Origin of the sequence: Pseudomonas sp. 86_A (assembly GCF_017491705.1) — a bacterium.
Taxonomy (GTDB): Bacteria; Pseudomonadota; Gammaproteobacteria; order Pseudomonadales; family Pseudomonadaceae; genus Aquipseudomonas; species Aquipseudomonas koreensis.
This window is the reverse complement of record NZ_JAFGYS010000023.1, coordinates 38,751-50,842: the sequence shown is the minus strand read 5'-3', so window position 1 is coordinate 50,842 and position 12,092 is coordinate 38,751. Positions and strand designations below refer to the sequence as shown.

Annotated in this window: 11 protein-coding genes; 3 read left to right on the top strand and 8 right to left on the bottom strand. The window is 61.2% G+C overall.

Going from position 1 to position 12,092, the window contains the following annotated elements; translation table 11 throughout:
- Positions 1 to 179: 179 nt before the first annotated feature.
- On the bottom strand, positions 180 to 1,850 hold the full coding sequence (locus tag J5M57_RS26840) for a bifunctional diguanylate cyclase/phosphodiesterase (RefSeq protein WP_207848312.1): 1,671 nt from the start codon (positions 1,848 to 1,850) through the stop codon (positions 180 to 182).
- Positions 1,851 to 2,112: 262 nt separating this feature from the next.
- Between J5M57_RS26840 and rep the strand changes: the two genes are divergently transcribed.
- Together rep and J5M57_RS26830 are read left to right on the top strand one after the other, a co-directional pair.
- A complete protein-coding gene (gene rep, locus J5M57_RS26835; RefSeq protein ID WP_064589803.1) occupies positions 2,113 to 4,122 on the top strand; it encodes a DNA helicase Rep in 2,010 nt (669 codons plus the stop codon).
- 55 nt (positions 4,123 to 4,177) lie between these two features.
- Complete coding sequence (locus J5M57_RS26830; RefSeq protein WP_025113230.1) at positions 4,178 to 4,750, top strand: xanthine phosphoribosyltransferase; 573 nt, start codon at positions 4,178 to 4,180, stop codon at positions 4,748 to 4,750.
- Between the two features lie 130 nt (positions 4,751 to 4,880).
- Here the strand turns inward: J5M57_RS26830 and J5M57_RS26825 are convergent, their stop codons facing one another.
- The 6 genes from J5M57_RS26825 to dadA all read right to left on the bottom strand — a co-directional run bounded on the left by J5M57_RS26825 (position 4,881) and on the right by dadA (position 10,973).
- Positions 4,881 to 6,803 carry an acetyl-CoA hydrolase/transferase C-terminal domain-containing protein gene (locus J5M57_RS26825; RefSeq protein ID WP_207848311.1) on the bottom strand — a complete coding sequence of 641 codons (1,923 nt, stop codon included), beginning with the start codon at positions 6,801 to 6,803 and terminating at the stop codon, positions 4,881 to 4,883.
- Between the two features lie 135 nt (positions 6,804 to 6,938).
- Entirely contained in the window at positions 6,939 to 7,355 is a 417-nt protein-coding gene (locus J5M57_RS26820; RefSeq protein ID WP_016985831.1) for a c-type cytochrome, read from the bottom strand.
- A gap of 182 nt (positions 7,356 to 7,537) precedes the next feature.
- Entirely contained in the window at positions 7,538 to 8,086 is a 549-nt protein-coding gene (locus tag J5M57_RS26815; protein ID WP_007920393.1) for a cupin domain-containing protein, read from the bottom strand.
- A gap of 88 nt (positions 8,087 to 8,174) precedes the next feature.
- Complete coding sequence (gene alr / locus J5M57_RS26810; RefSeq protein ID WP_207848310.1) at positions 8,175 to 9,248, bottom strand: alanine racemase; 1,074 nt, start codon at positions 9,246 to 9,248, stop codon at positions 8,175 to 8,177.
- 95 nt (positions 9,249 to 9,343) lie between these two features.
- Complete coding sequence (locus tag J5M57_RS26805) at positions 9,344 to 9,697, bottom strand: RidA family protein (protein ID WP_207848309.1); 354 nt, start codon at positions 9,695 to 9,697, stop codon at positions 9,344 to 9,346.
- Positions 9,669 to 10,973: a D-amino acid dehydrogenase gene (gene dadA / locus J5M57_RS26800; RefSeq protein ID WP_207848308.1), complete on the bottom strand. Its 1,305-nt coding sequence runs from the start codon at positions 10,971 to 10,973 to the stop codon at positions 9,669 to 9,671. Before dadA ends, J5M57_RS26805 begins: the two co-directional genes overlap by 29 nt.
- Before the next feature lie 156 nt (positions 10,974 to 11,129).
- On the opposite strand from dadA, the gene J5M57_RS26795 reads away from it, so the two are divergent.
- Entirely contained in the window at positions 11,130 to 11,618 is a 489-nt protein-coding gene (locus J5M57_RS26795; protein ID WP_003177284.1) for an Lrp/AsnC ligand binding domain-containing protein, read from the top strand.
- Positions 11,619 to 11,686: 68 nt separating this feature from the next.
- On the opposite strand, the gene J5M57_RS26790 is transcribed toward J5M57_RS26795, so the two are convergent.
- Positions 11,687 to 12,040: a YkgJ family cysteine cluster protein gene (locus J5M57_RS26790; protein ID WP_064589808.1), complete on the bottom strand. Its 354-nt coding sequence runs from the start codon at positions 12,038 to 12,040 to the stop codon at positions 11,687 to 11,689.
- Between the last annotated feature and the right edge of the window lie 52 nt (positions 12,041 to 12,092).

The following is a 12,092-nucleotide window of genomic DNA, read 5'->3' as shown; positions in this document are numbered from 1 at the left end:
GTTGGCGTGTGCGGCGGTGAGTTTGACGCTGGCGTTTGAATGGAAGATGAAACGGATGATTCGGCGTGAGCCTGTGTCACAGAGGTTCGAGACCGTTCGCGCGGATTAAGATCAAAAGATCGCAGCCTGCGGCAGCTCCTACAGGGATCTGTGTAGGAGCTGCCGCAGGCTGCGATCTGTTAAACGGCCTCCACCGAAACCTGTTGGCTTGAACCCAAGGTGAGGTACTCCACCAACTCCGCCAACGGCAACGGCCGGCTGATCAGATAGCCCTGCACCTGATCGCAGCCAAATCCGCGCAACAACTCCAGTTGCTCTGGTGTCTCGACCCCTTCGGCCACCACTTCCAGGTGCAGGTTGTGCGCGAGGTTGATCATCGCGTGCACCAGTTTGCGGTTCTCTTCGCGCTGTTCCATGCCGCCGACGAAGCTCTTGTCGATCTTCAGCAAGGTAATGGGCAAGCTGTTGAGGTGCACGAAAGACGAGAACCCGGTGCCGAAGTCATCCAGCGAGAAGCGCACGCCGAGGCGGCCGAGAGCGTCCATGGTCTGTTTGACCAGATCGCTGCGACGCATCACGGCGGTCTCGGTCAGTTCGAACTCCAGCCACTGCGCCTCGACACCGCGCTCGGCAATCAGGCGGCTGAGCGTCGGCAACAACTGACTGTCTTGAAACTGACGGAACGACAGGTTGATCGCCATGTGCAGTGCCGGCAGCCCGCGCTCGCGCAGCGCCTGCATGTCGCGCAGCGCCCGGGAAATCACCCAGTAGCCCAGCGGCACGATCAAACCGCTCTGCTCCGCCAGCGGCACGAACTCGCTCGGTGGCAACAAGCCCCGCTCGCCATGGCGCCAGCGCACCAAGGCTTCGAGGCCGACGATCTGGCCGTCCGCCAGATTCAAGCGTGGCTGGTAATGCAGCTCCAGCTCATCGCGACGCAGGGCCCGACGCAGCTCGCTTTCGAGGTCGGCCATGCTCCGTGCGTTGCGGTTGATGCGTTCGTTGAAGATATGGAAGGTGCAACCCTGGGTGCTCTTGGCCTGCTGCATGGCGATGTGCGCATGCCACATCAGCGGATCGGCGCCGCCCTGCGCACGGGCATGGGCGATGCCGAGGCTGGAGCCGATCAACAGGCTTTCGCCATCGACCCAATACGGTTCGGCGAGTGCTTCGGTGATGCGTTCGGCCATCCACTCGGCGCGTTGCGGCGCGCGGCGGGTGTCGATCAGCAGGGCAAATTCATCGCTGCCCAGCCGCGCCAGTTGATCACCGGCCTCCAACTGGCTTTTCAGCCGTGCGACGACTTGCAGGATCAGCCGGTCGCCGGCCTGATGGCCGAGGGCGTCATTGGCGTGGCGGAAGTTGTCGAGATCAAGATGCCCAAGGGCCAGGCCACGACCGTCGCCTTCGGCAAGGCGCGCAGCGAGCAAGGTCTGGAACCCCTGGCGATTGGCGATGCCGGTCAGCGGATCCTGTTCGGCGAGGCGTTGCAGCGTATTTTCGAGCACGCCGCGTTCCCGCACGTGGCGCAGGCAACGCCGCAGCATGCCGGCGTCGAGGGCGTCGAACACCAGCCAGTCGCTGACACCAACGGGCGCAGTGGCCGGTTCGTGTTCCAGCAGCAACACCGTCGGCAGGCTGCATCGGCCCGGGGCCGGCTGCAATGCCGGAACGGTCAATAACACCGCATGGCGGTTGTCTTCGAACAAACTGCTGACCGACTCCCAGCTCGGCGCGCTGATCAGCACCGCCGCGCTCCCCATCGGAGCCAGACACTCGCGCAATAACGCTGTCCACGCTGGCTCTTCGGCCAGTAGCAGCAAACGCAAGGGTTCGACAGGCGTAGACAAGCTAGCTCCCTAGACTCTGCAATGATGTGGGCGGGGCATTATGCCGTTGCGGTGTTCAATGACCAAATGACAACGGTTATCAGAACGTTATTTTGTGTCACGAATGAGAACATTAGCCGCAAAATCACCGCGCATCCTCCGCGAAAGTAACAAAACCGGCAAATTTGAATCGCGTGGTGCGTCACAAGTCGGAGAGAGCAGCACAAATCGCTGAGCCTGTTAAAATGCCGGCCCATTTCGTCAACGACTCCCGAATTTTCGTATGTCCCGACTCAATCCCCGGCAGCAAGAAGCCGTGAACTACGTCGGCGGCCCTCTATTGGTGCTCGCCGGCGCTGGCTCCGGCAAGACCAGCGTGATCACCCGCAAGATCGCGCACCTGATCCAGAACTGTGGCATCCGCGCCCAGTACATCGTCGCCATGACCTTTACCAACAAGGCCGCGCGCGAGATGAAGGAGCGGGTCGGCACCCTGCTGCGTGCCGGCGAAGGTCGCGGCCTGACGGTCTGCACTTTCCACAACCTGGGCCTGAACATCATCCGCAAGGAACACGCGCGGCTGGGCTACAAACCCGGTTTCTCGATCTTCGACGAGACCGACGTCAAAGCCCTGATGACCGACATCATGCAGAAGGAGTACGCAGGCGACGACGGCGTCGACGAGATCAAGAACATGATCGGCGCCTGGAAAAACGACCTGATTCTGCCGCCGCAAGCGCTGGAGAACGCGCGCAATCCGAAAGAACAGACTGCCGCGATCGTCTACACCCACTACCAGCGCACGCTCAAGGCGTTCAACGCGGTGGACTTCGACGACCTGATCCTGCTGCCGGTAAAGCTCTTCGAAGAGCACGCCGACATCCTCGAAAAGTGGCAAAACAAGGTGCGCTACCTGCTGGTCGACGAATACCAGGACACCAACGCCAGCCAGTACCTGCTGGTGAAGATGCTGATCGGCAAGCGCAACCAGTTCACTGTGGTGGGCGACGACGACCAGTCGATCTACGCCTGGCGCGGTGCGCGGCCGGAAAACCTGATGTTGCTCAAGGACGACTATCCGTCGCTGAAAGTGGTGATGCTGGAGCAGAACTACCGCTCCACCAGCCGCATCCTGCGCTGCGCCAACGTGCTGATTTCGAACAACCCGCACGAATTCGAAAAGCAGCTGTGGAGTGAGATGGGCCACGGTGACGAGATCCGCGTGATCCGCTGCCGCAACGAGGACGCCGAAGCCGAGCGCGTGGCCATGGAAATCCTCAGCCTGCACTTGCGCACCGACCGCCCGTATAGCGATTTCGCGATTCTCTATCGCGGGAACTATCAGGCCAAACTGATCGAACTGAAGTTGCAGCACCACCAGGTGCCGTACCGCCTGAGCGGCGGCAACAGCTTTTTCGGCCGTCAGGAAGTGAAAGACCTGATGGCCTATTTCCGCCTGATCGTGAACCCGGATGACGACAACGCCTTCCTGCGGGTGATCAACGTGCCGCGCCGGGAGATCGGCTCCACGACTCTGGAAAAACTCGGCAACTACGCCACCGAACGCAAGATCTCGATGTACGCCGCCACCGACGAAATCGGCCTGGGCGAACACCTAGACAGCCGCTTCACCGATCGCCTGGCGCGCTTCAAGCGTTTCATGGACAAGGTCCGTGAGCAGTGCGCCGGCGAAGACCCGATCTCGGCGCTGCGCAGCATGGTCATGGACATCGACTACGAGAACTGGCTGCGCACCAACAGTTCCAGCGACAAGGCCGCGGACTACCGGATGAGTAACGTCTGGTTCCTGATCGAAGCCTTGAAAAACACCCTGGAAAAAGACGAAGACGGCGAGATGACCGTCGAGGACGCCATCGGCAAACTGGTCTTGCGCGACATGCTCGAGCGTCAGCAGGAAGAAGAGGACGGCGCCGAAGGCGTGCAGATGATGACCCTGCATGCGTCCAAAGGCCTGGAATTCCCTTACGTGTTCATCATGGGCATGGAAGAGGAAATCCTCCCGCACCGCTCCAGCATCGAAGCCGACACCATCGAAGAAGAACGCCGCCTGGCCTACGTGGGCATCACCCGCGCCCGTCAGACCCTGGCCTTCACCTTCGCTGCCAAGCGCAAGCAGTACGGCGAGATCATCGACTGCGCGCCAAGCCGCTTCCTCGATGAGCTGCCGCCGGACGATCTGGCGTGGGAAGGCAACGACGACACACCGACCGAAGTCAAAGCCGTGCGCGGCAATAGCGCATTGGCTGATATACGCGCGATGTTAAAGCGCTAGAATTGACCACTTTTTTAAAGCTTAGGGCGCACAAGCGCTGAACGAGGACAGCTTCATGGAAGCATTGCACCAGAAAATCCGCGAACAAGGCATCGTGCTTTCCGATCAAGTCCTGAAAGTCGACGCCTTTCTGAACCACCAGATCGACCCGGCCCTGATGAAGCTGATCGGCGACGAATTCGCCACGCTGTTCAAGGATTCGGGCATCACCAAGATCGTCACCATCGAAGCCTCGGGCATCGCCCCGGCGATCATGACCGGTCTGAACCTTGGCGTGCCGGTGATCTTCGCCCGCAAGCACCAGTCCCTGACCCTGACCGAAAACCTGCTGTCGGCGACCGTTTACTCGTTCACCAAGCAGACCGAAAGCACCGTGGCCATCTCCCCGCGTCACCTGACCAGCAGCGACCGCGTGCTGATCATCGACGACTTCCTGGCCAACGGTAAGGCGTCCCAGGCGCTGATCTCGATCATCAAGCAGGCCGGCGCCACCGTCGCCGGTCTGGGCATCGTGATCGAGAAGTCGTTCCAGGGTGGCCGCGCCGAGCTGGATTCGCAGGGCTATCGCGTTGAATCGCTGGCTCGCGTGAAATCGCTGAAGGATGGCGTCGTTACCTTCATCGAATAATCCGCCTCACCGCAGCCCCCCTGTAGGAGTGAGCCTGCTCGCGATAGCGCAGTGTCAGCTGATATTTTCGTCGGCTGATACACCGCCATCGCGAGCAGGCTCACTCCTACAGTTGTTTTGGGCCAGGCAGTTATTGTGCGGTGGCCTTCAGGCCGGTAAGGAGCAGGCGCTGGAAAAGATCTTCTTTCAGGCCTTCCGGGTTCGTGAGCTGCATCCGCTGCAGATGCTCGGGATACAACGAAGCCTCCGGCGCATCCAGCGCGGCCTTGCCCAGTTCCAGAATCTCGGTCAGCTTGAACTTGCTCTTCAGCCAATTCAGCGCCCGCAACAGATCCCGCTCGACCGCGGTGAAATCACAACCCAGCGGATACTCCGGAAACAGGTTTGGATGCTTCGCGGCAATCGCCTGCAAGCGTTGCGGCGTGTTCTCGGCGAAACGCGGATCGAGACGGAAATCCTTCGGCAGCTTGCCGACTTTCTGCGCCTGCTCGATCAGCTCCGGCTGGAAGCGTGAATCGCTGATGTTCAGCAACGCCTCGATCACCACGGCATCGGTCTTGCCGCGCAGATCGGCGATGCCGTACTCGGTGACCACGATGTCGCGCAGGTGCCGTGGAATCGTGCAGTGGCCGTATTCCCAGACGATGTTCGAACTGACCTCACCACCGGACTCACGCCAGCTGCGCAGGATCAGAATCGAGCGCGCATCATGCAGCGCGTGACCCTGGGCGACGAAGTTGTACTGCCCGCCAACGCCGCTGAGCACCCGCCCGTCTTCCAGTTGATCGGCCACGCCTGCGCCCATCAGCGTCATGGTGAACACGGTGTTGATGAACCGCGCGTCGAGACGCTGCAAGCGCTTCAACTCTTCCTGCCCGTACAGCTCGTTGATGTAGCTGATGCGGGTCATGTTGAATTCGAGGCGCTTGCTCTGCGGCAGCTCGCGCAGGCGCTCGTAGAAACTGCGCGGGCCGAGGAAGAAACCGCCGTGCACCGAGATGCCATCGGTTTGCGCCGCTTCGTCGAGCGTGCCGGCATTGGCCTGTTCCTGCGTCTGCACGTCGGGGTAGACCTTGCGCCGGATGATCCCGGCGTCCGCCAGCACCAGCAAGCCGTTGACGAACATTTCGCTGCAACCGTACAGGCCTTTGGCGAACGGCGCGGTGCCGCCCTCGCGTTCGATCAACTGCGCCCACTGGCTGAGGTTTATGTCATTGAGCAAGGCCTGATAACCGGCGTTATCCGCTTGCCGCGCCAGCAGTGCGGCGGTCAGGGCATCGCCCATTGAGCCAATGCCGATCTGCAGTGTGCCGCCATCGCGCACCAACGTGCTGGCGTGCAGGCCGATGAAATGGTCCTGAAAGCCCACCGGCATGTTCGGCGTGGAGAACAGCGTGCTGCTGTCCTTGGCGTCGATCAGCAGGTCAAAGGTGTCGATATCGACTTCGGCATCGCCGGGCATGTACGGCAGCTCGGTGTGCACCTGGCCGACCAGCAGAATGGTCTCCCCTGATGCGCGGCGCTTGGCGATCATCGGCAACAGGTCGAGGGTGATGTCCGGGTTGCAGCTCAGGCTCAGGCGGTCGGGGTGGTCGCTGCTGCTGGCCAGCAACTGCGCCACCAGGTTCAGGCCGGCGGCGTTGATGTCGCGGGCGGCGTGGCTGTAGTTGCTGCTGACGTAATCCTGCTGGGCCGGCGCGCTGTTGAGCAGGCTGCCGGGCTGCATGAAGAATTGCTCGATGCGGATGTTGGCGGGCAGGCTGTCGCGTTGCAGGTCGGCGAGGAAATCGAATTCCGGGTAGTCACCGAAGACGCGCTCGACGAAGGGCTCGATGAAGCGCTTCTGCAAGCCATCGCCCACGTTCGGCCGCCCCAGGCACAGCGCGGTGTAGATCGTCAGTTGTCGCTCGGGCAGCCCTTTGATGCGCCGGTACAGCGCGTTGACGAAGTGATTGGGCTTGCCCAGCCCCAGCGGCAAGCCCATATGGATATGCGCCGGCAAGCGTGCAAGCACCTCGTCCACTGCCTGTTCGATCGAACACAACTGCACCATCTGAAGCCTCCTGCCCGTTCCGTGAATAGAGGTAGACCGAGCTTGCCTCGACTTTGCTGCAAAGGACAGCCCAAGCCGCGAATCGCAGGCACAAAAAAACCGTCCGAAGACGGTTTTTTTCGTCAGAAGCGCGGCTTATTTCAGGCCGGACATCTTCTGGATCGCACCTTTCAACTCGTCATCCGAGCAATCGGCGCAGGTGCCTTTTGGCGGCATGGAGTTGATGCCGGTGATGGCTTTGGCGAGGATGCCGTCGAGACCGCCCTGGTGATCGGCGCGTTCTTTCCAGGCGGCGGTGTCACCAATTTTCGGTGCGCCCAACAGGCCGGTACCGTGGCAAGCGTTGCAATGTTTTGCAATCACTTCATCTGGCGTCTTCGCACCACCGCCGCCGCCAGCGGAAGCCGCGACTTCCATTCCTTTGCATTCCTGCCCCTGAACGCACACCTGGCCAACAGGCTCCAGGCGCTTGGCAATGTCGTCATTCGTCGCAGCTTGAGCGCTGACAGCCCAGAGGGCCAGTACGGTTGCTGGTGCGGCCAGCATTTTCATAATTAGGTTCACGCGTTCACCCTCAATGGTGGCTATTCACGCCTGCGGCCACGGTTCGCAGGCGGGCGCAAGTATAGCGGGTAGCCCGCCACACTGAAACAACCCCATAGTCGAAGGGGTTATACCGCGCTGTGGAAAAACTCTCCGGATGCCTTCGCCGTCATGGCTTGGCGCCTCTATCTTTAAAAATTCGCCGGCGTGGCTGCGCTGATTAGTCGCGCAGGCGCGTCGAACGGATTACGGAAACGATGCGGCTTGGTACTTTCAAAATAGTAGCTGTCGCCGGCTTCGAGAATAAAAGTTTCCAGCCCCACCACCAATTCCAGACGACCTTCCACCAGAATCCCGGTTTCTTCGCCTTCATGGGTGAGCATTTCTTCGCCGGTATCGGCGCCCGGTGGGTAGATTTCGTTGAGAAACGCGATGGCTCGGCTCGGGTGCGCACGGCCGACCAGTTTCATGGTCACGGCGCCGTCGGAAATGTCGATCAGCTCGTTGGCCTTGTAGACGATCTGGGTCGGGACTTCCTGCAGGATTTCTTCGGAAAAGAACTCGACCATGGACATGGGAATCCCGCCCAGAACCTTCCTCAGCGAACTGATCGAAGGGCTGACGCTGTTCTTTTCGATCATCGAAATGGTGCTGTTGGTGACGCCCGCGCGTTTGGCGAGTTCACGCTGGGAAAGCCCTTTGAGCTTGCGGATCGATTGCAGTCGTTCACCGACGTCCAAGGCGGGAGCCTCCTGATGTTGTAAGAATATTGAGCGTTATCATGGCGACAGCGTTCAGTATTTACAACACTTGGCCCCCGCAGCGGCGTCAACCCTCGGAATAGAGCCTTGGCACGCGACGCAGGTTGCAGAAGATCTGGTACGGAATGGTGTCCGCCCACTTTGCCACTTCGCTGGCGAGGATGGTTTTGCCCCACAGCTCGACGGTCGAACCAAGGCCGGCTTCCGGCACATCGGTCAGGTCGATACAGAGCATGTCCATCGACACGCGGCCAAGTATGCGGCTGCGTTTGCCGGCGACCAGCACCGGTGTGCCGGTTGGCGCGTGACGCGGGTAGCCATCGGCGTACCCCATGGCAACCACGCCGATGCGCATCGGTTTGTCGGTGATGAATCTGGCACCGTAACCGATCGGCTCGCCGGCGGGCAGTTCGCGCACACAGATGACTTTCGATTCGAGGGTCATCACCGGTTGCAGGCGCTCGGCCACGACGTTGGCTTCTTCGAACGGGGTCGCGCCGTACAGCATGATGCCCGGGCGTACCCAGTCGCTGTGGATCTGCGGCCAACCGAGCACGGCCGGCGAGTTGCGCAGGCTGACTTCGGCGGTCAGGCCCTGACGGGCAGCCTCGAACACCGCGACCTGATCGGCGCTGCTCTGCTCGTGCAGCTCATCGGCGCGGGCGAAGTGGCTCATCAGCACGATCTTCGCCACTTTGCCGCTGGCCAGCAGGCGTTGATAGGCCGCCGCGTAATCCTTCGGATGCAGTCCCACACGGTGCATGCCCGAATCGAGCTTCAGCCACACGGTGATCGGTTTGCTCAATGCCGCCTGCTCGATGGCTTCGAGCTGCCACAGCGAATGCACCACGGTCCAGAAATCATGCTCGACGATCAGCGCCAACTCATCGGCCTCGAAGATCCCTTCGAGCAACAACACCGGGGCCTTGATACCGGCCGCGCGCAACTCCAGCGCCTCTTCGATGCAGGCGACGGCAAACCCGTCGGCCTCGGCTTCCAGCGCCTGGGCGCAACGCACTGCGCCGTGACCGTAGGCATCAGCCTTGATCACTGCCAGCGCCTTGGCGCCGGTGACTTCGCGGGCAATTCGGTAGTTGTGGCGCAGGGCTTCTAGGTCGATCAGGGCACGGGCAGGACGCATGGCGGCAGACTTCTAGGCGGTCATGGGAAGAAAAACCGGCGCCGACTGACGACGTGAACCGCCAACAGCGCCGGGAGAGGGATCTTTACAACGAGTTATGGCAACGCGGCGACGATGGAGATCTCGACCAGGATGCTCGGCTTGGCCATCTTCGCTTCGACGGTGGCACGGGCCGGGGCAGCGCCTTTGGGCAGCCATTGGTCCCACACCGAGTTCATCCCGGCAAAGTGCGCCTCGATGTCATTCAGGTAGATCGTTGCCGACAGCAGATGCTGCTTGTCAGTCCCGGCCAGATCAAGCAAGCGCTCGATATTGGCGAGCACCTCGCGGGTCTGTTGCTCAACCCCGGCGTTGAAGTCGTCGCCGACCTGCCCGGCCAGATACACGGTGCCGTTGTGGCTGACGATCTGACTCATGCGCTCATTGGTGAGCTGGCGCTGGATTGGCATGTTTTGCGGACTCCTGAGGCTTGTTGCCGTAACGGGAAATATCGAGGCCTTCGGCGCTGATCTGCGGCTTTTTCTTCGCCATCAGATCGGCCAGCAAACGACCGGAACCGCACGCCATGGTCCAACCCAGGGTGCCGTGACCGGTGTTGAGGAACAGATTCTTGAACGGCGTGGCGCCCACGATCGGCGTGCCATCCGGGGTAGTCGGACGCAGGCCGGTCCAGAAGCTCGCTTCGGCCAGATTGCCGCCCTGAGGATAAAGGTCGTTGACGATCATCTCCAGGGTTTCGCGCCGACGCGGGTTCAGCGACAGGTCAAAACCGGCGATCTCCGCCATGCCGCCGACGCGGATGCGGTTGTCGAAACGGGTGATCGCGACCTTGTAGGTCTCGTCGAGAATGGTCGAGGTCGGTGCCATCGCCGGGTTGGTGATCGGCACGGTCAGCGAGTAGCCCTTGAGCGGATACACCGGCGCCTTGATGCCCAGCGGCTTGAGCAGTTGCGGCGAGTAGCTGCCGAGCGCCAGCACGTAGCGGTCGGCGGTTTCCAGTTTGCCGTCGATCCATACACCGTTGATGCGGTCTCCGGAGTAATCGAGGCGCTGGATGTCCTGGCCGAAGCGGAATTCCACACCGAGTTTCACGGCCATTTCAGCCAGGCGTGTGGTGAACATCTGGCAGTCGCCGGTCTGGTCGTTTGGCAGACGCAGGGCGCCGGCGAGGATGTCGGTGACATTGGCCAGGGCCGGCTCGACGCGGGCAATGCCGGCGCGGTCGAGGACTTCAAACGGTACGCCGGACTCTTTCAGCACGGCGATGTCTTTGGCGGCGCCATCGAGTTGCGCCTGAGTGCGAAACAGCTGAGTAGTGCCGAGGCTGCGGCCTTCGTAGGCGATGCCGGTTTCTGCGCGCAGTTCGTCGAGGCAGTCGCGGCTGTACTCGGACAGACGCACCATGCGCTCCTTGTTCACCGCGTAACGGTTGGCGGTGCAGTTGCGCAGCATCTGCGCCATCCACAGGTACTGGTCGATGTCGGCGGTGGCCTTGATCGCCAGCGGCGCGTGCCGCTGCAGCAACCACTTGATGGCCTTGAGCGGCACGCCCGGGGCGGCCCACGGCGAAGCATAGCCCGGCGACACCTGGCCGGCGTTGGCGAAACTGGTCTCCATGGCCACGGCTGGCTGCCGGTCGACCACCACCACTTCAAACCCGGCACGGGCCAGATAGTAAGCACTGGCGGTACCGATGACGCCGCTACCCAAGACCATTACGCGCATTTTTGTATCCCTCATCGCGGCAGGGCCGCGTACGTCTGTTGTTAGAGCAATGATGCGCGCAGTGTAAAAAAGAATGGCCAGTGCATTTCACTATATAAGCGCCTATATTTGGCGACAATTCTCGGCAAAAACCCTTTTCACGGAGGCGCATCCCCTATGCGTACCAACACTCAGACCAAACGTGAGCTGGACAAGATCGACCGCAACATCTTGCGGATCCTGCAGGCGGACGGGCGGATATCGTTTACCGAACTCGGCGAGAAGGTCGGCCTGTCCACCACGCCGTGTACGGAGCGGGTGCGGCGGCTGGAGCGCGAGGGGATCATCATGGGCTACAACGCCCGGCTCAATCCGCAGCATTTGAAGGGTAGCCTGCTGGTGTTTGTCGAGATCAGCCTCGACTACAAATCCGGCGACACTTTCGAAGAGTTCCGACGCGCGGTGCTGAAACTGCCGCACGTGCTGGAGTGTCACCTGGTGTCAGGGGATTTCGACTATCTGGTGAAGGCGCGGATTTCCGAGATGGCCTCGTATCGCAAGCTGCTGGGCGACATTCTGTTGAAGCTGCCGCATGTGCGCGAGTCCAAGAGTTATATCGTGATGGAAGAGGTGAAGGAGAGCCTGAGCTTACCGATTCCAGACTGAAGATTGGTGGCGCTCCATTCGCGAGCAGGCTGCTCGCGAAAGCCGTAACTCGGTCGGGAGTGAACCCGCTAAACCAACACCTGCCGATTCGCCGCCATGTACTCGAAGATCTGCTTTTCAACCCGCGGATGAATCAACTCCACCGGCCCCCGTCCATTCGGGCACGGCAACGTCTTCGTCGTGCCGAACAACCGGCAAATCAGCGGCCGTTCCTCATACACCGTGCAGCCATTCGGCCCCAGGTGCACACAGTTCAACTCCTCCATCGCCGCATCCTGCTCGGCGCGGGTCTTGCGCGGCAGGCGTGACATTTCTTCCGGCGAGGTGGTCACCGGCCCGCAGCAGTCATGGCAGCCCGGCACGCAGGCGAACGTGGGGATCTGCTGACGCAGGTCGCGAATTGTCTGGCGGTTGCAACTCATCGAAACGGTAACCCACATGAAATAGGTGGCGATTGTGCCGCAAAAGCCGCGA

What these genes read in the sequence shown, in the direction of transcription:
- alr (WP_207848310.1), bottom strand. Translation starts at nt 9,248, where the DNA reads ATGCGTCCTGCCCGTGCCCTGATCGACCTAGAAGCCCTGCGCCACAAC.
- J5M57_RS26820 (WP_016985831.1), bottom strand. Translation starts at nt 7,355, where the DNA reads ATGAAAATGCTGGCCGCACCAGCAACCGTACTGGCCCTCTGGGCTGTC.
- J5M57_RS26825 (WP_207848311.1), bottom strand. Translation starts at nt 6,803, where the DNA reads ATGGTGCAGTTGTGTTCGATCGAACAGGCAGTGGACGAGGTGCTTGCA.
- J5M57_RS26790 (WP_064589808.1), bottom strand. Translation starts at nt 12,040, where the DNA reads ATGAGTTGCAACCGCCAGACAATTCGCGACCTGCGTCAGCAGATCCCC.
- rep (WP_064589803.1), top strand. Translation starts at nt 2,113, where the DNA reads ATGTCCCGACTCAATCCCCGGCAGCAAGAAGCCGTGAACTACGTCGGC.
- J5M57_RS26830 (WP_025113230.1), top strand. Translation starts at nt 4,178, where the DNA reads ATGGAAGCATTGCACCAGAAAATCCGCGAACAAGGCATCGTGCTTTCC.
- dadA (WP_207848308.1), bottom strand. Translation starts at nt 10,973, where the DNA reads ATGCGCGTAATGGTCTTGGGTAGCGGCGTCATCGGTACCGCCAGTGCT.
- J5M57_RS26795 (WP_003177284.1), top strand. Translation starts at nt 11,130, where the DNA reads ATGCGTACCAACACTCAGACCAAACGTGAGCTGGACAAGATCGACCGC.
- J5M57_RS26805 (WP_207848309.1), bottom strand. Translation starts at nt 9,697, where the DNA reads ATGCCAATCCAGCGCCAGCTCACCAATGAGCGCATGAGTCAGATCGTC.